At 49.4% G+C, this 20,836-nt stretch carries 18 protein-coding genes; 11 read left to right on the top strand and 7 right to left on the bottom strand.

The features are described from left to right. Positions 1 to 2: 2 nt before the first annotated feature. Together EL386_RS07665 and EL386_RS07660 are read right to left on the bottom strand one after the other, a co-directional pair. On the bottom strand, positions 3 to 986 hold the full coding sequence (locus tag EL386_RS07665; protein WP_126454987.1) for a glutathione S-transferase family protein: 984 nt from the start codon (positions 984 to 986) through the stop codon (positions 3 to 5). Between the two features lie 70 nt (positions 987 to 1,056). Further along, the gene (locus EL386_RS07660; RefSeq protein ID WP_126454985.1) at positions 1,057 to 1,449 is read right to left on the bottom strand and encodes a DoxX family protein; all 393 of its coding nucleotides are present in this window, start codon (positions 1,447 to 1,449) and stop codon (positions 1,057 to 1,059) included. 122 nt (positions 1,450 to 1,571) lie between these two features. Between EL386_RS07660 and EL386_RS07655 the strand changes: the two genes are divergently transcribed. After that, entirely contained in the window at positions 1,572 to 2,459 is an 888-nt protein-coding gene (locus EL386_RS07655) for a LysR family transcriptional regulator (protein ID WP_126454983.1), read from the top strand. Positions 2,460 to 2,499: 40 nt separating this feature from the next. Here the strand turns inward: EL386_RS07655 and EL386_RS07650 are convergent, their stop codons facing one another. Next, complete coding sequence (locus tag EL386_RS07650; RefSeq protein ID WP_126454981.1) at positions 2,500 to 6,579, bottom strand: hypothetical protein; 4,080 nt, start codon at positions 6,577 to 6,579, stop codon at positions 2,500 to 2,502. A gap of 626 nt (positions 6,580 to 7,205) precedes the next feature. On the opposite strand from EL386_RS07650, the gene EL386_RS07645 reads away from it, so the two are divergent. After that, complete coding sequence (locus tag EL386_RS07645; RefSeq protein ID WP_126454979.1) at positions 7,206 to 8,552, top strand: sensor histidine kinase; 1,347 nt, start codon at positions 7,206 to 7,208, stop codon at positions 8,550 to 8,552. Between the two features lie 96 nt (positions 8,553 to 8,648). Here the strand turns inward: EL386_RS07645 and EL386_RS07640 are convergent, their stop codons facing one another. Then, entirely contained in the window at positions 8,649 to 9,359 is a 711-nt protein-coding gene (locus EL386_RS07640) for a Crp/Fnr family transcriptional regulator (protein WP_126454977.1), read from the bottom strand. 326 nt (positions 9,360 to 9,685) lie between these two features. On the opposite strand from EL386_RS07640, the gene EL386_RS07635 reads away from it, so the two are divergent. From EL386_RS07635 to EL386_RS07620, 4 genes are all read left to right on the top strand, one after another. Next, entirely contained in the window at positions 9,686 to 9,955 is a 270-nt protein-coding gene (locus EL386_RS07635; protein WP_126454975.1) for a hypothetical protein, read from the top strand. A 172-nt stretch (positions 9,956 to 10,127) separates the two neighbouring features. Continuing rightward, the gene (locus tag EL386_RS07630) at positions 10,128 to 10,391 is read left to right on the top strand and encodes a hypothetical protein (RefSeq protein WP_126454973.1); all 264 of its coding nucleotides are present in this window, start codon (positions 10,128 to 10,130) and stop codon (positions 10,389 to 10,391) included. A gap of 591 nt (positions 10,392 to 10,982) precedes the next feature. Further along, complete coding sequence (locus EL386_RS07625; protein WP_126454971.1) at positions 10,983 to 11,252, top strand: hypothetical protein; 270 nt, start codon at positions 10,983 to 10,985, stop codon at positions 11,250 to 11,252. 4 nt (positions 11,253 to 11,256) lie between these two features. Next, the gene (locus EL386_RS07620) at positions 11,257 to 11,550 is read left to right on the top strand and encodes a DUF6316 family protein (protein WP_197722173.1); all 294 of its coding nucleotides are present in this window, start codon (positions 11,257 to 11,259) and stop codon (positions 11,548 to 11,550) included. Between the two features lie 377 nt (positions 11,551 to 11,927). Here the strand turns inward: EL386_RS07620 and EL386_RS07615 are convergent, their stop codons facing one another. Both EL386_RS07615 and EL386_RS07610 read right to left on the bottom strand, forming a co-directional pair. After that, the gene (locus EL386_RS07615) at positions 11,928 to 13,595 is read right to left on the bottom strand and encodes a methyl-accepting chemotaxis protein (RefSeq protein WP_172597660.1); all 1,668 of its coding nucleotides are present in this window, start codon (positions 13,593 to 13,595) and stop codon (positions 11,928 to 11,930) included. 64 nt (positions 13,596 to 13,659) lie between these two features. Further along, positions 13,660 to 14,529, bottom strand: coding sequence for a phosphate/phosphite/phosphonate ABC transporter substrate-binding protein (locus EL386_RS07610; RefSeq protein ID WP_172597659.1), 870 nt, complete (start codon positions 14,527 to 14,529; stop codon positions 13,660 to 13,662). Positions 14,530 to 14,873: 344 nt separating this feature from the next. Here EL386_RS07610 and EL386_RS07605 point away from each other — a divergent pair, with 344 nt between their 5' ends. Further along, positions 14,874 to 15,575 (top strand): peroxiredoxin-like family protein, encoded by a 702-nt coding sequence (locus EL386_RS07605; protein WP_126454965.1) that lies wholly within the window; start codon positions 14,874 to 14,876, stop codon positions 15,573 to 15,575. 6 nt (positions 15,576 to 15,581) lie between these two features. Here the strand turns inward: EL386_RS07605 and EL386_RS07600 are convergent, their stop codons facing one another. Continuing rightward, positions 15,582 to 16,472: a LysR family transcriptional regulator gene (locus EL386_RS07600; RefSeq protein ID WP_126454963.1), complete on the bottom strand. Its 891-nt coding sequence runs from the start codon at positions 16,470 to 16,472 to the stop codon at positions 15,582 to 15,584. 156 nt (positions 16,473 to 16,628) lie between these two features. Between EL386_RS07600 and EL386_RS07595 the strand changes: the two genes are divergently transcribed. The 4 genes from EL386_RS07595 to EL386_RS07580 all read left to right on the top strand — a co-directional run bounded on the left by EL386_RS07595 (position 16,629) and on the right by EL386_RS07580 (position 20,804). Continuing rightward, positions 16,629 to 17,027: an MAPEG family protein gene (locus tag EL386_RS07595; protein ID WP_126454961.1), complete on the top strand. Its 399-nt coding sequence runs from the start codon at positions 16,629 to 16,631 to the stop codon at positions 17,025 to 17,027. Between the two features lie 39 nt (positions 17,028 to 17,066). After that, complete coding sequence (locus tag EL386_RS07590; RefSeq protein ID WP_126454959.1) at positions 17,067 to 17,492, top strand: CHAP domain-containing protein; 426 nt, start codon at positions 17,067 to 17,069, stop codon at positions 17,490 to 17,492. A gap of 523 nt (positions 17,493 to 18,015) precedes the next feature. Further along, positions 18,016 to 20,010, top strand: coding sequence for a thiamine pyrophosphate-binding protein (locus tag EL386_RS07585; RefSeq protein WP_232020265.1), 1,995 nt, complete (start codon positions 18,016 to 18,018; stop codon positions 20,008 to 20,010). Next, positions 20,007 to 20,804 carry a class I SAM-dependent methyltransferase gene (locus EL386_RS07580; protein ID WP_126454955.1) on the top strand — a complete coding sequence of 266 codons (798 nt, stop codon included), beginning with the start codon at positions 20,007 to 20,009 and terminating at the stop codon, positions 20,802 to 20,804. The genes EL386_RS07585 and EL386_RS07580 overlap by 4 nt, the downstream gene beginning before the upstream one ends. Positions 20,805 to 20,836 lie beyond the last annotated feature (32 nt).

Genomic DNA, 20,836 nt, shown 5'->3' with positions numbered 1-20,836 from the left:
ACTCAAGAGACAAATCGATCACGATCATGCGGCGCAGCATAGTCAAGCACCGGGCCTTTCGGCACGATGCCGGTCGGATTAATGGAATCATGACTGGTGTAATAATGCACCTTGATATGCTCCATATTAGTAGTGCTCGCGATACCGGGGTGCTGATAAAGATCACGCAGGTAGTTTGACAGGTTAGGGTAATCCATAATGCGGCGCAGATTGCATTTGAAGTGACCTACATATACCGGGTCAAAACGTAGCAGCGTTGTAAATAATCGCCAGTCGGCTTCGGTTATATGCTCGCCAACCAGGTAACGCTGATGCTTGAGATGATATTCGATTTTATCCAGCGCATTGAAAAGCCGTTCAAGGTTTTTTTCATAGCTGTCCTGTGTGGTGGAAAAACCTGTGCGGTATACACCGTTATTGATGTTGTCATAAATGAATGCATTTATAGTATCGATATCGTCGCGTAATTCATCCGGGTATAAATCAACACGCGTATCCGCCCATTCGTCAAAGGCACTATTAAGCATGCGAATGATCTCGGACGATTCATTATTGACGATAGTCTTGCGTTGTTTGTCCCATAATACCGGCACGGTGACAATACCTGAGTAGTCAGGTTCGGCCAGGGCATAGACCTCGTGCAGGTAATCAAAACCATTCTCACTATCGGCAGTTGCCCCGGGGTATTCTGCAAACGTCCAGCCTTGCTTGCCCATATAAGGATGCACGACGGAGATGGAAATAATCTCTTCGAGTTTTTTTAGCGCACGAAAAATAAGCGTGCGATGCGCCCACGGACAGGCATGGGAAATATACAGGTGGTAACGACCAGGCTCGGCCCTGAAGCCGCCTTCACCGCTTGGCCCGGGTTCACCATCCACGGTCACCCAGTTGCGAAACTGTGAGTCCTTACGAACGAATTCACCGTCCTCTTGTTCTGATTCCAGCCAGTCTTCACGTAAGCGACCTTTTATTAACAGGCTCATCATTGTCTCCTTAACATTTTATAGAATGAAACGGCTGTGACCGTATGGCCACAGCCCGGTTCATCTCCTGTCAGCCATTTGCCCGTGTCAGCAGACGATTGTCGATGCTGATGGTGTCCTTCATGTCACGCGCAGCGAGCACCAACAGGCCACCGGCAATGGCAAAGTTCTTCATGAACATGATCATCATGGTCTGGTCGGCAAAATCCGCATGGAAGATGATTGCCGAAACAATACTGAATCCAGCCAGTGCCAGCGAAACCAGGCGTGTCTGCCATCCGGCAATCAGGGCGAGGCCACCACCGACCTCGAGCACGATAACCAGCGGCAGCAGGGCGCCCGGTATCCCCATGGCCTCCATATAGCCCTGTGTACCGGCATAGCCACTGATCTTATTAATCCCGGCCAAAAGGAATATCTGCGCGATGAGTATACGTCCTGCCAGATTACTGAATTTTTGCATAGCCTTATCCTCTGTTATGTGTGGGTGTGTGGTGTTCACGGATGTAAATATATATTGTTTAATTAAATTAAAAAGCGCAAAATTTAGCTCATACTCATCTACTTTTTAGATATATTAACGATATGAACCCTCCACGCGTATCCCTTGAGCAATGGCGCGCCCTACAGGCGGTGGTTGATAACGGCGGCTTTGCCCAGGCCGCCAAGGCCCTGCATCGCAGCCAGTCGTCCGTCAGTTACACCGTGGCAAAGTTACAGGAACAGCTGGGGATTGCGGTGCTGCGTATCGAGGGGCGCAAGGCGATCCTCACCGACGAGGGTCAGGTGCTGCTGCGCCGGGCCAGACAGCTCGTGCAAGAGGCCGTCGAGCTGGAACAATTCGCCGATAGCCTGGAGCAGGGCTGGGAGACAGAGGTACGGCTCGTCGTCGATGCCGCCTTTCCCACACGGTTACTCATGTGCGCCTTAAACCGTTTCGCTCCACGCAGTCAGGGTAGCCGTGTGCAACTCAATGAGGCCGTGTTGTCCGGTGCCGAAGAGGCGCTGGAACAGGGCAGTGCCGATCTCGTTATTGGCGCCAATGTACCACCCGGTTTTCTCGGCGAACCCTTGATCGATATCGATTTCATCGCTGTTTCCCATACTAACCATCCCTTACAACAACTCGGGAGGCTGATCACGACCTCTGACCTGGAGCGGGAGCTACAGATTGTTATCCGTGATTCTGGGGGTCGACAACGGCGTGATGTCGGTTGGCTCGGTGCCGAACACCGCTGGAGTGTCAGCAGCATAGAAACAGCAAGCACAGCCGTGCTTGAAGGCCTCGGTTATTGCTGGCTGCCCGAACACAGTATTTGTCAGCAACTTGAAGCGGGCCGGCTTAAACCATTGCCCTTGCGCGAAGGTGGCAGCTATAAGGCAACGCTGTACCTTGTGTATGGTCAACCGGGTGAACCCGGACCGGGAACTCGCCTGCTGGCTGAATTGCTACGTGAGGCAATGGTCGCATAACAATAAAAGGGCCGGGACAATGCCGGCCCTTTTTCAGCCTTCATTTGTTTGCCGTTGCCGCATTATTTACTGCGGAGCTTTCCTTATTGATGATCTTCGGTGTCTTGCGCCATAGCCCCTTCGTGGCATAACAAGCCCAGCCCCATTTCAACCAGCGTAGCAGGGCAAAGGCAAGCCATAAGGCCCAGGCCAGCATCAATAAACGATAGACCAGTATCGGCACTGATAGCACCCAGGCCGATTGCGGAACCGTCATGGCACGATCCTGATACCAGTTCAGGTTATAGGCCGAGGAACCATTGCCGGCCACCATCATGTCAGGGTAACCGAGGAGACCCTGTTGAACGGCGACGACCAACAGGCTCAGGGCAATGACTGAGAGGATAGCGAGCAGGACCTGCATGGCATTGAAATGACTACGCGCGATATTGTCTTGCAGTCGGCAACGTGCACCCAGTGCCAGTAACCAGCCGACGACAATCAGGCCGACAATCACCGACACCTGGCTCAGGCCAACGGCCAGCAACAGCCATTGCCAGGTTCTCAGTGGTGTCAGCGTGATGCGACCGAGGATGATGGCAATCAGGACGATGACAAACAATATTCCCCAGTAGAGGACGGCCGGGCCAAGTCGTGGCCCACCGGTCAATAAGACCCAGCGATCATTCCCGAGTTGCAGGTTAATACGGTGATTGACACTGGCGGCGCCAAGATCGATCGCCGCACTGCGATAACGCAGGGAGACAGGACGCTCGTCACGCCACTTCAGGTTGAACTGCTGCATGCCCGGCACGAGCGGCAGGGTAACTTTTCGGTCCTCCTGACGTACCGGTTGTGAAACACCATTGATACTGACACTCTGTAACGCCACCGACTCGGGCAAGGTGAGCGTGTGCTGGCCGCCCTGACTGCTGCGCAGATTTAGTTCCAAGGTGCTTGCCGTTGCCCGTTTACCGGGTTTGATGGTCAACTGGCTGTCATCAATGGTCAAGGTCTGGCCTGTAACGCCCAGGGGGCGGCTGATCGTCAGGCTGGCCGTCTCACCGGGGTAGGGGTGCCATTCCGGCAGCCACTGCCCGCCCTGTCCCTGGTGATGCACGACAGGGATCCCGGAAAGTTCGACGTGCCAGATCGGGCTGATGTCAGCGCGCCAGATCTCGGTCCACTGCGTCGTTTGCATGGCATTGAGTTTCAGCAGGTCACGCTTCTCGAGGGAGGATAGCCAGTGGGTCTGCGCCTGCCCTGGCGACATACTCACCAGCACACGGCCGTTTTCCACCCGCACGCCCTCGCTGATCACAGATTCACCTTTAAGCAATGGGTACTCCATAACAATGGCATTGCCCAGTGGTGATAGGCGCTGCACAAGGGTTTCCACTTGCCAGTCCAGCCCCAGTCGCAGTGTCCGGGAGATGATCGCAAAGGCCGGCAAGACGTTGGCTTCCAGGCTATCTTTTTGCACCGCTGTCTGTTGTGATTGCAGTCGAGTCAATTGTAACTGTCGATCCGGCACGCCCTCTTCGTGCACGCCATCCACGACCCAACCCTGTGCGGAGACGTCAACACGGTGTGGTGTCAGGGGCATCGGCAGGGTAAAACTGTTACGTTGCGGCATGTCACCGCTTAATACAATACGGTGCAGACCCTTATCGACATTGACCCATAATTCACCCGCAGGGTTACGATACAGGCCTTGCGGCGATTTACCATCAAGACTTATGGTTTTTGGCAACCACTGCTGAACATGCGCAGGTAAGGGCACGGCCGTATTTTCCTGCGCATGAATATCAAATTGCAGTGTCATCAGATTATCGGCTATCGTCAATGACAGGGCCGGTGATTGCGCACAGCCGGGCAGACAGTCTGGTGGCGCAGTCAGTCGAGTCTTGAGCTCCTTTAATATGTTTTCATCAGGCAGCCCGGCCTGTGCATCAGAGATTGAAAAGGGTAGTAACACCGCCAGCAACATAACGGGCATGAGTGCGCGGGTGTTAAAACTGAAACCACTGCCTTTGCGAAAATCGATTCCAAACAGGTAGGCGGAAAATACCACCAGCAGGATGACACGCAGGAAACTCAGGACAAGGTTGGCAACAGGGTTAATAAACACCACGTCGACTTGCTGCTGTTGCGCAACGGGCCCGTTCCAGCTCAGTGGTACGGAACGCCATTGCCATTGTGGCAGACCCGGCCCGGTCTGGATGTTGGCCTGCGGGTCTATTTTGGATAACGGGATATTACTGGATAGCAGACCCTCACGCACGGTACTGTAACTATCGAACAAGGCCTGTTTGCGACCTCGCGGTTCCGACAATTCCATAATCTGCGATGATGCCACCTCCTCGGGCACAGGTGCCGTGACGGTAGCCGAATAGGGTTGCCGCAGCTTGCCGGGAAACTCCAGTTGCGGATAAATACCCGTTCGGATTTCATGCACCATAAAGGGGACGGCAATAAGGATCAGTGCGATAAGACTGATACTACGATAACTGCGCATAATGCGTGCAAACACCCCCTTGGGCAGAACGCGCAACAGGGCAATCGCGGCGAGCAGGTTTAAAAAGATATAAGTCGGTGCCAGTGGCTCATGCCAGAGCAGGGTGACCGTAACCAGCGCGAGTCCACCGTATGCCCAGTTCCACATACGTGCGGCAGCCAGTCCGATAATAAGCACCAGGAACAGGTCCAGCAGTGTCCAGCGCTGTAACCAGGAATTCGGCACATTGTCCGTGCCGCGCACGGACAGGACATCCCAGCCCGGCGGCAAGTGCAGGTTGGCGCGGACCGACTGGAAATCATGTTGCCAGCCAACGGCCGGCAAGGTGTCAATGTTGCCATGCATACGACTGTCGGCATTCAGCTGGATGGCACCTCGACGTACCTCGACACCGCGCAAGGCCTTGCCCGGCAGGGTGGTAATAAATTGTGGTTGACCGTCGACAAGCGCGCGGCCGAGTTGCAGGCCGGGGCCCGCCTCGAGACGCCACTTTTGTGTCATGCTGCCCTGTATCGTGTCTTTGACCGTGTAACCCGCGCCGTCGTGATCAAGCCATAACTCCCGGTTCAGGGACAATTGATCCGGTGCCGGCTCCGGGTCACCACGACGAATCTGCTTAAAGACCATCGTTGTTGTCGGGGTCAAACGATAGGCAGGAAAATTCCGCCAGTCAGCGGGCAGGTTGGTCTGTCGAGGGTCGACTGTCGGCGCCCCCTCTATTTCAATCAGGCGCAGAGAGGTTTGCGCCTCGAATGACCATATTTCCTCATCCGGCCACGGCGCAGGGTTCTTGTCGGGGTTTAGTTGTGTGATCGCTGCCGTGGCCCTGGCGACGAGGTCAATAGTCCATTTACCCGGGCGCACCTGCAGGCGCAGTCGACCGTCCGGCTCCAGCCGGGCAGGGAGGCGGCTTATCAGTTGTAATGGAATAAACCCCTCGAGCAAGGCCTTGCCGACCACGACCTCGCGCTGTGCCCCGGCAACATTGAGAAGCAGGCGTGTCGTAACCTGTTGGGGGATGAGGTCGTTGACGCGACGAAATACCTGGATGTCCAGCTGATCGCCGTCCTTGTCCTGCTTGCCGGTATCGCGCTCGCGCAACCATAGCTTGCCCGTGGCATCGACATCCGCTGCAGGGATGCTGCGGTTATTCACCGTCAGGTTGATGAGCCCCGTATCGACCGGTATCAATAATGACTCCGGTACCCGCGACCATTGAAAACGCCCCGAAAGGCGATGAGCCCCCGCGCCGACCCACACCGACGGTCTCCCGTCCTGCATGACAACAATCGCATCCTCACCATTGAGTTTGACCTCTTGTGGCCAGTGTTTGCTGTCACCAGGTAGTGTCAGCAGGCTGTCGGTATAGGCATACCATTGCTGTGAAAAAGTACCCGCCGCAGGCCGCAGGTCCAGCGTTAGCCCTGTCGGCCAGGCGCAACGCCTTTGCCTGATATCATGATAAATAAACGGGCAGGCCAGAGATTCTTCACCATACAGCACCCAGTCCTTCCAGGGTTTCAGCTCATCTGGAATTTGCTGCTGAGAAATGGGCTTGGCAAACAAACCCGTAAGCGGGAGCAAACAAGCTAAAAACAGCACAACGAAGCGGGTATTACGCATAGAACCTTCCCCATTTATTTTTATAATTTCCGCCTCAATACGGCCTTGCGAAATATGGCCAGGGCATAAATCTTAATTACAATCGGGTATATCTATAAAGCGTCTAGCAGGCATTTCCGGGATTCACATTATATGTGGATATGAGAAGATTGTAGTGCCTTTCTTAGATACCTGCTGTGAGGTGAGGCAGGCCGGCCACCACAGCGTCGTGAAATACCCTTGTTTTTAATATGTTATTATCGTGGTAGAATTCAGGGCGGATCGGGCAAGCGGCAAGCGGTTCAAATTATGGCGGATTGACCTGACAAGGGGACTGAATAGCCATTATGTGCACTCTGCGCTATTCTTGCCCGGTTTTATCATTGAGAATTAGAAAGTGTGGGAGTGTCGTTAAGCACATGCCACTTACTCTCAACACCCAACAGGACAATTTATTGAACGCATCCTGTCGGTAGTCTGGAGCAGTATTCAATACTTATACAACAAGGCGGAGGCCTTGTGGTGACGGATAGCGGTATACGGCCAGGCCATTTCTACCTGTGCATTTACTGTAGCAATAAAGCGCGGACGGGACTCTGCCTTATATTAAACCGACGCTCTACAGGATAACACTGGTAAGAATTGTTGTGAACACTGCCACCACAAAAATACAGAACGATGACGATGATATGCGCGTGTCTATTCAACGTGAACAGACTCGGCTTTTATATACCGCGATACCGTTTAGTGTTGTCATGACCCTGTTCAATGCTGGCTTACTCTCTTATATCGAATGGCCATTTATCCAGCACAGCCATGTAATCGTCTGGATGACAATGATGATTGTTATCGCCATCGTGCGCTCTGGCTTTGCCATGGCTTATGCACGAAGTACTAACTCTGGTGCATTATTCTGGTTACAGGCATTTGTCGTTACCACGTTAATCAATGCGAGTATCTGGGGCGGGGCGATGATCTACCTGTTTCCCCATAACAATATTATCGGCCAGGCATTATTAGCAATTATTACAGCCGGCATGGCTGCGGGAAGTATCACTACCCTTTCTTATCTGCGCATAACGGGTATTGGCTATATCAGTATTATACTTGCACCAGTGGCCATACAATTTTATTCTGAACAACACCAGTATGCCTTTCTGTTATTTATATTGACTATCTTATTTTACCTGACAATCTTGGCCAGCTCATTGAGGATGTACAGAAACACACGCCAAAATATTGAGTTGAGTTACAAGAGTCATCATGATGCCATTGCCATTCGTGAGGCCATGATATTGGCGGAACGGGCTAACGAGGCAAAATCACGTTTTCTTTCAAGCATGAGTCACGAATTGCGCACGCCACTGAATGCAATCTTGGGTTTCTCACAAATATTACAAATAGATACGAAAAACCCATTAAGCAGGGAACAGGACAAACATGTAAAAGAAATCATGGTTGCCGGCGATCATTTGCTAGGTTTGATTAATAAAGTCCTGGATCTTTCTTATCTGGAACAAGGCGAATTTACCGTGACGCTTGAAGATGTCAGTGTCTTAGAGTGCACAAAAGAAAGTCTGTCGTTTGTCGAAAAAATGGCCCAGAAAAAGGGCATTACCATCATTAACAATATCAAAGCATCGCACCATGTGTTCGCTGATCCGCTACGTTTAAAGGAGGTCTTGATAAATCTTTTAGGTAATGCAATCAAGTTCAATCGAGTTAACGGCAGCGTAACGCTGGACTCAAGTGTCGATGGTAGCAATGTCTGTATTGAGGTCCGTGACACGGGTATAGGCATAAAAGCCACTGACATTGAGGAATTGTTCAAACCATTTCACCGGCTCGATACCGTAAATAATGTTGATGGCACCGGTATTGGCCTGAGCCTTAGCCAGCAGCTCCTGCATCGTATGAACGGAGAAATAGGTGTTAAAAGCGTGCACGGGGAGGGTAGCCTGTTCTGGGTGAAGTTGCCTGCGAGCCAGCCCTGAACATTTATTGATAATCTGTGTGTTATAAAATCAAGATAACACCTTAAATCACCTTTACCTTTCTGGATATCGCTCTGCCTGTGTTAACACGGACATTTAAGGCCCACTTTTTACTTCATCGAGAAGACCTTCCAATCGTGCCATATCATAGATGATTAACTTTCCGTCTGCGCGCTGTAGAATTCCACTCCTGGATAGTTCGCTGAACTCCCTTGATACCGCCTCTCTATGTGTACTGATACGATTCGCAATATCGAGATGCGTCGGGGCAGGTACTATTTCTGCGCTGTTATCATCCAGAATATTCTTTTTTGCGAGTCTTAATATTTCGGCATGGATTCTGCTCTTTACAGACAGGGCACTGAATTCAATAACACGATCGCCCAAACTGCGGACCAGCCTGGTTAACTGTCGCAGTATTAATTCGGTCACATCAGGGTAGTCACGTAAAATTCTCATGAAAGTATCAGGTGGCGTCACTACCAGTACGGACTCTGTCAGGGCCAGCACATCCGCAGACCGTGATTGGCCGTCAATGGCTGAAAGTTCACCAAACATCTGGCCCGCTGACATATCCCGGAAAGACACTTCTTTGCCTCCAGCCGTATAGCTGGTCACTCTGACCATACCGCTGACGATAAAAAAGACATCTTTCGAGTCATCGCCTCGTGAAATAATGTGTTCATTGGCTAGATATTTTCGGGCTTTCAAGAGGGGACTCAGTGATTCGCGTTGTTGCTGCGACAGTTGCCGAAATACCTCGATCGTACCGATCATGGCTGGAGATACCTTTACAATATCCGTCATCTTGATGTCATCCTCAAAGCAGTATCTTCTATAAGTATAAGTACTGTTTATCCAGTCGGCATCCGTTCAGGTTCAGAGGGATAATCCGTATCGACCATGTTCTATATTTGTGCCAGTGTTTCTCTGACCACTCCATAATATACGTACCCGCTGGCCGCTGCCATAACCTTCTATGCGTTCAGGATAGAACTATCCGCCTGCTATGACTCTGGTCGTGCGAATTCTCACATCATTCCGCGCTGTATCAGGCTACTCTGGTCTCAATATTTGAAGATTTGATGCGTTTTTATTCAACACATCCGTTCAGAAACGGGAGGTGAGAGACCATGGCCATACGTAGCTTTATTTTCTGTGATGCCTGTAACCCCCAGGGGATCCGTACCATCAACGACGGTTTCCAATATGGCCGCCGCAACGATGATGGTCGTACCTGGTACGAGGGCGATATCTGTGAGGCAAGTGAATGCGGCTGGGTCAGTAACGCTGAAGGGCATCACCTGTGTCCGAAGTGCCATGCCAGGGGGTTGGGGGAAATATTGGCTGAAACACATGTTCAAACCCCGCACCACGCGATACCGCTACTCAGGTGTGCCTGATGTCTACACTCAATACCTCGGATAGTGCATGACACCAGAGCCATGCACTATGCTGAGACAATCACCATCCCGGCTAATCGTACCGTATCCATAAATAAACAATATAAATAAAGACTTATCAGAAATATAAGCAAATGCTAATAAATGGCGTGCATGTTGCATAGAATTGAACATGGCCATACGCACTTTCATTTTCTGTGATGTCTGCAACCCTCAGGGGAACCGTGCCATTGATAACGGTTCTCAGTATGGGCGACGTTATGCAGATGGCCGCGCATGGTTCGAGGGCGATCCACAGGAGGCCAGCGAAAACGGCTGGGTCTGCACCAGCGAGGGGCATAATCTGTGTCCAAGGTGTCATACCAAGGGCCTGGAAAGGTTACTGGACGAAAAAAAAGTGGAACCCGCGGCTACAGAAGTCGTTCTGAATGTGTGAAATCTCCTCTTATTCATAAATAAAACCGGCGCTTTACAGCCGGCTTCAGAAAGCCTCCGGGTTTCTCCCTGAAATCTTCACGCTAGCCAATTTCCTCCCCCGTGTGAGAAAACTCACATATTGCTGATAGCCGGCGAGATATCTTGTTCTTATACAAGTCTATTACTTTACGTTCACTAGAAGCAGATTTTCATTATGACCACCCGAACATTCGTTTTTTGCGGTAAATGTAATCCACGGGCCCATCGTAGGGCAGACGAACAAAACACCGCCAGACAACCGGCCTGGTTTGAGGGACATGCCCATCAGGCAGCAAAACTGGGCTGGGTCAGTACCGACGACGGGCGTAACCTGTGTCTCAAATGTGCTAAAAAACAATAATACTAACAACAACTTGTAATGGGTTTCTGGTATTTACCCCTGCGATACCACTCTGCAGACTATCTGTTCTGATTTCATGCGCCAATTATTGGCCGCCAACGTGGCAAAACTCACATCATATTTTTGTAACGGAGCCTAGACTGTATTCAACTTGAGGCGAACACAAAATTGAAGTGTTCCAGTATAAATTACATACAGGCGGGTGATGTCATGAGTATTCGTACATTTATCTTCTGTGATGTCTGCAACCCCCAGGCCATACGCAGCATACATAATGCCGACCATTTTGGCCGCCGCATCAGTGACGGACGCGCGTGGTATGAAGGGCCTATTCATGAAGCCAGCAAGCTTGGTTGGGTCGTAACCCATGAAGATCATAATGTGTGCCCGGATTGTCATCAGAAGGGTCTTGAGAGATTGCTGGAGAAAACCGAGCCGAAGACAAAAGACGATCAAGCACAGGTATTGATGAGAGTGTAAGCATATGGGCTATACAAAACGTAACCAAGAGGGAAAGAATATGAACACTGCGATGAAATGGGACACAGTACTGCGCGATGGTGAGAGACAGACAACAGCATTTCGATCACAGCGCTTATTCACGATAAATAACAGCTGGTACTTCAATACGCGTGAAGGGATTGATCACGGCCCCTTCATAAGCAGGGCAGTTGCTGTACTTGCCATCGAATCCTATATTCGACAGCAGCAGTCCACTAACAAAAAATCGATCCATCATACTGCAGCCATATATGATCGCCTCAAGAAGGAAGCATGAGGAAATTTATTTTTAAGTTCTAAAATACTGCAATTGCTGTTACTTATAGGTATGCAGTAAGTATAGAAAAATATGTGTTATCAAATAAAAATCGGGGGTAGAAATGATGTTATTGCAAGGTCTGACGGGTAAACGACTGTCAAAATTCATGTATGCCTATGATGCTCTTGTGCTTACACTATTAATGTTCGCCTTTCTCGTGGGTTGCCTGGCAACTTCCTGGGCCTTGAATATTGGTGTATCGGTTACGTTATTATTAAGTCAAGTTCTTTAGTTTCTTTCATAATACCTGTTGATAATCCGTGTATGAAATAACGCGAATTCAATATGCCAGGACTATAAATTGATTTGCGCCGGCACATTGAATCCGCGAATTTCTATATTTTGAACTGCGTCATCAATGTCGAAAGTTCAGAAGACAGGCTGGATAATTCAGTACTGGAAATATCTGTTTTCCCGGCACCTTCAGCTGTACTTTCAGCGATTTGACTGATTTTGCTAATATTTTTGTTAATTTCTTCCGCTACTGCACTTTGTTCTTCCGCCGCACTGGCAATATGGGAGTTCATATCATTGATGGTTGCAATCGCCGCCGTAATCGTCTCGAATGAATTACCTGACTCAATGGCCTTTTCAACACTGGCCTGTGCCTGTTGACGACTCGCCTCCATAGCCGTTACCGCCTTTTCAGCCCCATTCTGCACCTGTTCAATCATGGCCTGAATCTCGGCAGTCGATTCCTGGGTACGCTTTGCCAGCGTGCGGACTTCATCCGAGACCACAGCAAAACCGCGCCCCTGTTCACCGGCGCGAGCTGCCTCAATAGCCGCATTCAGCGCGAGTAAATTTGTTTGTTCAGAAATGCCCTGAATGACGTCAAGTACAGAACCGATGCTGATGCTATCATTTTTGAGTTGTAAAATGACTTGGGCCACATTTTCTATATCATCAGCCAGTTGCTGAATTGATGCAACAGAGCTGTTAACCACGTTTTTGCCACTGGAGGCTTCTGTATCAGCAGCATGAGCAGCGGTAGCGGCTTCGGAGGCATTCTTTGCCACCTCAACAACCGTTACTGCCATTTCATTAATTGCTGTAGCAACCTGAGTTGTTTCAGATTGCTGTTCGGCAATCGCCCGCGCTGACTCATCCGTGATAGAGGCCATCTGTTGAGATGCGGCCGAGAGTTGAATCGATGCATCATTCACGCGCGTAATAGCTGTATGAATCTTCTCAACAAAAAGATTAAAGTATTTACCCAAACGATCAATGCCGTCATTTCCCTTCACTTCAAGGCGACGCCTTAAGTCACCTTCACCTTCCGAGATGGCGCGAAGATTCTTCTCCAGCAGACACAAACGCTGCGCAACGATCCATTTGAATAGCATGATAACCATACCAATGGTCGCGATAATCATTACACCAAGTGCAATAATTAATATGAAAGTTGCAGTATTCAGAGAATCATCCTTTGCCGCCTGCATGGCGGCCCGATCACTCTCGCTTTTTTGTCTAACCTCAGATAAATCGGTATTTAACTTGTCGAAGTTGTAACCAATAACAACGCTGCCGAGTTCCAGGTCTTCTGACATTACCTTGGATTTAACAAATTGATTATTGCCTAATCCACTTTTACTGCCCGTTGTTGCCAACGGGGAGCCGTCATTGCCTAGTATCGCGACATATGAAATGTCTTTATCCTTATGCACCACATTGGCATAGTCAGATAGTGCACTGAGTTCGAACTCTGCGATAGCTGCTGGCGCTATCGCAGCGAGCAACACAGAAAGATTCTCAGCCTTTGTTTTTAGCCCGTCTTTTGATTTTTCACTCTGGGCCTCAAACATTTTTGCAACGATATTATCTGAAGAGGTTAATAATTGGTTAAATGACTTTTCTTGTTGCTTAACCAATATGACCTCACTCAGGACCGCCAGCAAACTCATCCCGACCAGCATAGCAACAATAAATTTGCTAGTAACATCCAGGTGAGCAAGCCACTTTAACGGGTTTAACCCATTTGTTGTTGTAGTTGTGTCTGACATGCCATACCTCTCCATTTTTCATTTCGCAGTCAAATAATAAACCCTGAAATAAGACCCGCCACTGTTATTCGTAAGGTGGCAGTTTCAGGGATTTTAATGTTGCATCGAGATTGTTCAGGCTTAATGCATCAGCAAAGCCGACGATGCCTGCAGATTGACTGGCTTTGTCGCCGGCATTTAATTTAAGCAGGGCGACTTTCAGTTTTGCAGTTGTGGCGGCATCTGCTTTAACTGAGGCCGACATGTACCACTCCGGATAGAGAATGGTGCTATGTACATGTTTCAGGCTATCAGTCTGCTTATCGACAATCTCAAAATCATCCATATTGATTTTGCCTTCTTTTGCCATGGTTTCAAGAAGACCCGATTTAATAAAACCGGCATCGACCAGGCCGGCCTTCACGGCAAGCACTATGTCGTCCTGTTTTTTGGCTTCTTTAAAGGATGCAAAGTCTTTATGCGGGTCAATACCCTGATCAATCAGGTGCTTAACCTGAAATACGTAGGCGGCAGCCGAGCGTCTGAATTTGAAAGCCATTACCTTCTTGCCTTTGAGGTCGGTTCCTTTAGTGATGCCACTACCTTTTTTTGCAATAATCACACCGGCAAATTGACTGCCTGATTTACGATTCAGCGTCGCAATCGGTGTACCAGCCTGTTTCTTTTCCATGATGACCGTCAATACCGGGTTCGTCAGCATATAGTCAACTGCACCATTTAATACGGCATCCACGGTTTCATTAGCCTTTAAGGGTACGATTTTTACTTCGCTACCAACGGATGATTGCAGATAAGTGCCAAGCTCACCCCATTGCTTCATGGTCTTTAATGCACCACGAGGTGCCATTACGCCGACCTTTATTTCTGCAAATGCTGGCAGGCTGATATGTAAACAGAACGCTGTTATCATAAGTGTGATTATTTTTTTCATCATTCTCATCCTATCTTGCTCGTTGATACCGGATTTAAAAGCCCGGCTGACCATGCAGCCGGTAACCTGTTTAGCAGTCTGCCCGGATATATCCGAGTGGCTGTATAAACTATTTCGGTTCGAATCGGTGAAACTTTAGCGATATTGTTGTTTTGTGTTGTTAATGGAGGAATTTCCTGTAACGTACTGAAATAAAATGCAAATATTAACCCCCAGTTATCGTGCTCTCATGCGATAAAAACTATAATTAAACGCTAATGCTGAGTATATAAGTACTTACTAATGATTATTGGCATTATGCCTTGGTATGGATAATATACTTCGAGCGAATCAGGGAGGAATCTCAAATGAATAGCTTTATCAAAACGACCTTGCTGTTATTTTTATACCTGATAGCCGGGTTTATACAGGCTGGTGAGACGGCGGGCGCCACGCAGACAAAAAAGGGCAGCTCAAAATTTTCAGCTGAAGACAGGGCGATCATGCAACGCTCTGCAAGCTCACTGGCAGAAAAAATGCCGGCGCCGGGTCTAAGGGTAGGGGAGAAGGCCCCTGACTTTACCTTGCCGAATGCCTTTGGTATGCCGGTATCCTTATATAAGGAGCTCAAGAAAGGCCCGGTAGTGCTGGTATTTTATCGCGGTGCCTGGTGCCCGTTTTGTAACCTGCACCTGCATGAGCTGAAAAAGGCACAACCCGAGTTTGTCCGCTACGCGGCACAGTTGATTACCATTACACCACAAAAACCCGATCGCTCAGCCCAACAGATCAGGAAAGATGATTATTCTTTTGAGGTATTAAGTGACCTCGACAGCAAGGTAATGAAAGCCTTCAGGCTTTATTACGAGCTGGACCCGGAACTCAACGAGGTCTATCTGAAACATGGCCTGGACATCGCGGCCTATAATGGCCCCGGGCGTACGGTATTGCCTGTCCCAGGTAGTTTTGTCATCGATAAAAGCGGCATTGTACGTGCAATGCACGCTGATACCGATTACAAACAACGCATGGCAACCTCTGAGATTATAAAGGCCTTAAAGGATCTCTAAGCTGGCCTAAACAGACCTGCCTTCAATCAGGTCTTTTTTCTTTTCAAGTTCCTCAACAAGGAAATCCCTGAATATTCGAACACGGGCGGTTGTTCGCAAGTCTACATGAGACAGTACCCATAACCCCCAACCAGGTTCGACGTAACGACATGGAATACGATGTAAGAGAGGGTCCGGGTCACAAAGCGCGCATGGCATCTGTGCCATACCAATACCCTGGCGCGCCATTTGATGCATAAGACCCAATTCAGTACTTCGGTAAATGCGCCGGGTCTTTGCAAAGCTTTTTTCTATCCAGGCCGGACGACTATGCCCATCGCCTAGCCAGGTGATACAGGGGATATCCTCAATATTACTACTGGCCTGTACACGCTCCATTAGCTCTTCTGTGCCATATATCGCGTAGGCTAATTGGGCAACCCGCTTGCCTACCATATTGGGAGGCGGCTCATCGGTCGAGCGTAGTGCAATGTCGGCCTCGCGTGCGGTAAGGTCAAGTATATCTCGTGTTGCGATAACCTGGAGGTCGACTTCAGGATATTGCCGGGTAAACGTCTGAATTGCCGGAACAACCAAATGTTGCGTGCACGTATCAGCGACCGTTATGCGTAATTCGCCACTGAGTTCGTGGCTATCTGCCATGACGTGACGTTCGATTGTGCTGGTTTCTTCTGCCATCCTTTCTGCTGAAGCAATAAGTCGTTCCGCAACCGGTGTAATAAGAAAACCACTTCCGGATCGTTCAAAAAGCTTTTTTCCTAAATGTAACTCCATCGCAGAGATGCGACGAGAGACCGTTGTCTGGTTTACACCCAGTTGTTCAGAAGCACGGCTGACGGAGCCAGCATGAACGACTGCCAGAAAATAACGAATATTGTCCCAATCCAAGGTATGCATATATGCATAGTGTGTATGCAGTTAATTCTATATGCAAGCTTATCTGCATATATTAGTTTACCTCTACAGGCCAGGGTAAGGCTGGGTCGTAATACGCACTATCCATGCCCACGCAGGTATAAAGGCAAATATATAAAACTTATTTAGGAGTTATTTATGTCCGACGAAATTTATTGGCTAACCTGGAATGTCGTTTTGACGGCGGCGATGGTCATACCTTATGCCGTCTACAGAGTGAATAAGCTTGGCGGCCTGTGGCAAGCGTTTCTCCGGCCACTACCTGGTGATAATCCATTTGATGATGAATGGGCACACAGGGCCTATCGTGCACACATGAATGCATTTGAAGGTATTGCCTTGTTCGCACCTATGGCCATAGCCGTCCATATTACGGGAATGAGTAATGATGTAACAATCCTGGCCGCTGCCACCTATTTCTGGGCGCGGCTCCTCTATGCGCCACTTTATTATTTCAAGGTACCGGTTTTAAGGACTTTTGTATGGTTCGTTGGCTTAGGGGCAACATTGACCCTTGCATATCAACTCCTGAAATAAACAATTTGTGGGATTCAGTACGGCACTCCCGGCAGAATCATGAAAGACATCAATGACCGCAGAGCAAAAACTGAATGTGTTGGGCATGCCCGGGACTGGTTGTGTAGAAAAAGGGGGCTTACCTTTGAGGATGTCAATATTGCAGCAGATATTTGGGATAAGATTAATTTTTACAGCCGAATTTCTGATAGCACCAGGATCCCTCTTGAAAATCTCTTAAATGGTTCGCCGCACCCGCCGATGGTTGGCGACCTGGTTATTTATAGTGAGAAATACCGGGGGACGGGACATGTCGCCGTCGTTGTTGACATTAATAGCTATGGTGATGCCGTAACTGTCTCTGAACAGAATTATATAAATGGCATTAAGCCCATGGGCCACAAACGTCGAATTCCACTTATGTTAATTGAAAAACGCTATTGGTTGTTAGATGATTATTTAATCGGTTTAAAGAGATATAAATAAGATCCTTATTTACAGAGGGTCTTATCGATGATTATGTACCCCTTGGGATAAACTGGCGTTTGAGTGTATATAACTCCCAAAGTATGCATTCAACCTGGTCTTAAGGGGTGCACCATGTTCATAAATACAAACACGCCATACCAACATTAACAAAGGCAAACGTTAGCAGGGCAAGTGCCCCTGTTTATTCTGAATGAATAGGCCTTATTAACAAATCATCGACCCATCACGTTAGGCCCGCGCAGTCAACAAAAATCACTAAAATAATATCTGGAATACTCAGATCTATCTAAATAATATTTATGTTCACAGAAATGCCTAAATTAGATGACCAGATGTAGGGGCACTGACAAGGAAATACGTAACATTAACAGTAAAGGCTTGGCGCGCCGACCAGTGTTACAGTCATGCGCAATGAATTACTCGATGATGCAAGCTAAGGTCCTTCCATTAAAGAATTGATTAACGGAAGGAGGGAATACTGGCGATTTACGCCTCAAATATGCCCGGTCCATATTAATGATTGCATATCATTCGTCTACGCATATTTACGGCAAATGAAACTGCACAGAGTGCTGTTTACCCCCATATATTTTCACTTTTATATTATGGTTTTTTTCCAGTGTACTACGTCACAGAATTGATGCATTGTAAAAGTCACAATGATTTTGAACAAAAATTCAGGCAGGGCATGCTAATGGCAACAGTACCACCAATTTCAGAAGACAACATCTACTTACTCGAAAAACATGTTCCGATATTACAGGATGCAGCATATGAGCTTGGCGATCTGCTATGTCTTTACCTCGAGAAAATGGGTGTTGAGTATGTCTTCGGCGTGCCTGGCGGTGCAATTGAGCCGCTTTATAATGCGTTATCAAGAAGCGCACGCCGCGGCGGCCCTCGCCCTGTGGTGTCGCGACATGAAACCGGTGCTGCGTTTATGGCGCAGGGCTATGCAGATGCCACCGGTAGACTTGGCGTGTGTTGCACCACGACAGGCCCTGGTGCTACAAACATTCTAACGGGAGTAGCATCCGCTTATCAGGAAGAGGTTCCGATGCTTGTAATCACAGCACAGACTCCAATGGTTTCTCGTGGACGCATCCCATTTCAGGATTCCTCGACTAATGGCGTTGATACTCTGGGGCTCTTTTCTCATATCACCCGATATAACGCCGTTGTCACAGACATAACGCAGTTGGAGGATAAACTGGTGGCGGCAATAATGGCGGCGTACAGCGAGACACCGGGCCCCGTACACATAAGCATCCCGCCAGATGTATTGCGAACCCAACTGCCGATACGTAAACTCTCCTGTGATTTATATAAGTTGACCGAACAGGCATCCCTTATCGATACAGATGTGGTCAGAGAGCTCTGGAACGCAGTATGCCACACACGCAATTATGTGATATTGGTCGGTGACGCATGCGTCAACTGCATGCCAAACATATTGAAGTTTGCCGAATTGGTAGGGGCGCCAGTGGTGACCACACCAGGCGGAAAGGGCCTTATCGATCCGTTTCACCCGCTCTACAAAGGTGTCGCGGGGTTTGCCGGACATCAGAGCGCACAGGAAGCATTAAGTAATCCAGACGCAGAATTTATTTTAGCAGCCGGCACCGACTTCTCAGAATGGGACACCGCAGGCTGGGATCGCGAAGCATTACTAAATAAACGTCTCATTCATATCGATCGCTCGCGTCAGCATCTCGCCAATTCACCTATGGCGCATATGCACGTACACGGTGATATACGCAAGGTGTTCGAGTATCTTATAAGGAGAGCCGAAACTGAGACACACGGCATTAAGGGCGCTCATCGTGACAACAGCCAATTTGAGAGCCCTCAATTAGCATCACCTGTCCTGCCTGATTTCGTCCGGGACGAGGTGGTCGGTGCTAACACAGCAAAGATAAGCGCCCGTCGTCTCATGCTGACGCTTGCCAGCCGCTGCTCGCCCGGGACCAGATACCTGGCCGATGTCGGCAATAGCATCGCCTGGTCGGTGCATTATCTGCACCCACGCAGCGAATCCGGTAAAAGCAAGCCTGAGCCAGGCTGGTACAGAACCAGTACACGGTTTGCGTCTATGGGATGGGCAATCGGTAATGCCATCGGGGTTGCGCTGAGTAATCGGCATGCCCACGTGGTGTGTATCACCGGAGACGGAAGTGTATTGATGAACGGACAGGAATTGACAGTCGCGGTGGCTGAAGCGCTTCCCGTCATATTTGTTGTCCTTAACGATCAAGCGCTTGGGATGGTCAAGCATGGACAGCGTTTGGCAGGCGCCGAACAGATCGCCTTTGATTTGCCGGCGGTTGACTTTTGCGCAGTGGCGAAGGGGATGGGCGCTGAAGCTTATCGCATTGTGACGCATGACGATTTGGACGCTATCGATTTTGACGCGATTTTTCAGCGTGCCGGACCGACGTTGCTGGATGTTTGTATCGATCCCGACGAAGTTCCTCCGATTAACTCAAGAATAAACGTCTTACGAGGTGAAGAATGACAGAATGTGCCGAGCGTTACTTATTGTCCGACATCCAGGATCACGACGAGTCCAAACGTCTAGAGTGTCTCGAAGCGGAATACGACCCGATCACGATTGCGCGTCTCAAGCGGGTGGGCATCGCCCACGGGTGGCAATGCCTGGAGGTGGGCGCCGGAGGAGGATCGATAACGCGATGGATGGCCAAGCAAGTGGGGTTAGGCGGGACCGTCGTTGCGGTAGATCTGGACACGCGCTTTCTGGAGCCACTGCGAGCGGATAACGTTAAAGTTGAACGATTGGATATTGCCGAGGAAGGGATTGGCCACGAGCGATTTGACCTGGTGCACGCACGCTTTGTGTTACTTCATGTACCCAAGTACCGCGCTGCACTGCAGCATATGGTGCATGCGCTTAAACCCGGGGGATGGCTGCTCCTTGAGGAGCCTGATTTCACGCCGTCGGGTTCGATGCAGCGCACCGAGCCCGCCATTGACAATACGTTCTCAGCGATGCGTGCGGCGATCACGGCTGCGGGCGGACACCCCTATATCGGACGCGAACTGCCGAGCCATTTCCAAAAACTGGGGCTAGAAAACGTGCAGGCCGAGGGTATCGTCTCTATTACGCCTGGGGATTCACCCATGGCGACCGTGCATTCCATGACCGTGACGCACTTAACCGATACCTTGTGCGCGACTGGCTTGGTGTCTAAAGAGGAGCTTGACGAGTTCCTCCGCGCGCGTGCGACGCCTAATCACTGGCTGATGGATTTTTCCTTCATTGGCGCGTGGGGACAGAAGCCGCTGCGCTAAGCATTCAAGAACGCTACCCGCATGCCGATACA

The organism is Sulfuriflexus mobilis (genome assembly GCF_003967195.1).
In the GTDB taxonomy this organism is placed as follows: domain Bacteria; phylum Pseudomonadota; class Gammaproteobacteria; order AKS1; family AKS1; genus Sulfuriflexus; species Sulfuriflexus mobilis.
The sequence above is the reverse complement of the archived record's forward strand: the minus strand, read 5'-3'. Positions and strand labels throughout refer to the sequence as shown.

Coding starts and splice junctions, on each gene's coding strand:
- EL386_RS07635 (WP_126454975.1), top strand. CDS start 9,686: ATGGCCATACGTAGCTTTATTTTCTGTGATGCCTGTAACCCCCAGGGG.
- EL386_RS07620 (WP_197722173.1), top strand. CDS start 11,257: ATGGGCTATACAAAACGTAACCAAGAGGGAAAGAATATGAACACTGCG.
- EL386_RS07600 (WP_126454963.1), bottom strand. CDS start 16,472: ATGCATACCTTGGATTGGGACAATATTCGTTATTTTCTGGCAGTCGTT.
- EL386_RS07590 (WP_126454959.1), top strand. CDS start 17,067: ATGAAAGACATCAATGACCGCAGAGCAAAAACTGAATGTGTTGGGCAT.
- EL386_RS07615 (WP_172597660.1), bottom strand. CDS start 13,595: ATGTCAGACACAACTACAACAACAAATGGGTTAAACCCGTTAAAGTGG.
- EL386_RS07605 (WP_126454965.1), top strand. CDS start 14,874: ATGAATAGCTTTATCAAAACGACCTTGCTGTTATTTTTATACCTGATA.
- EL386_RS07610 (WP_172597659.1), bottom strand. CDS start 14,529: ATGATGAAAAAAATAATCACACTTATGATAACAGCGTTCTGTTTACAT.
- EL386_RS07660 (WP_126454985.1), bottom strand. CDS start 1,449: ATGCAAAAATTCAGTAATCTGGCAGGACGTATACTCATCGCGCAGATA.
- EL386_RS07630 (WP_126454973.1), top strand. CDS start 10,128: ATGGCCATACGCACTTTCATTTTCTGTGATGTCTGCAACCCTCAGGGG.
- EL386_RS07650 (WP_126454981.1), bottom strand. CDS start 6,579: ATGCGTAATACCCGCTTCGTTGTGCTGTTTTTAGCTTGTTTGCTCCCG.
- EL386_RS07580 (WP_126454955.1), top strand. CDS start 20,007: ATGACAGAATGTGCCGAGCGTTACTTATTGTCCGACATCCAGGATCAC.
- EL386_RS07655 (WP_126454983.1), top strand. CDS start 1,572: ATGAACCCTCCACGCGTATCCCTTGAGCAATGGCGCGCCCTACAGGCG.
- EL386_RS07665 (WP_126454987.1), bottom strand. CDS start 986: ATGAGCCTGTTAATAAAAGGTCGCTTACGTGAAGACTGGCTGGAATCA.
- EL386_RS07595 (WP_126454961.1), top strand. CDS start 16,629: ATGTCCGACGAAATTTATTGGCTAACCTGGAATGTCGTTTTGACGGCG.
- EL386_RS07640 (WP_126454977.1), bottom strand. CDS start 9,359: ATGACGGATATTGTAAAGGTATCTCCAGCCATGATCGGTACGATCGAG.
- EL386_RS07625 (WP_126454971.1), top strand. CDS start 10,983: ATGAGTATTCGTACATTTATCTTCTGTGATGTCTGCAACCCCCAGGCC.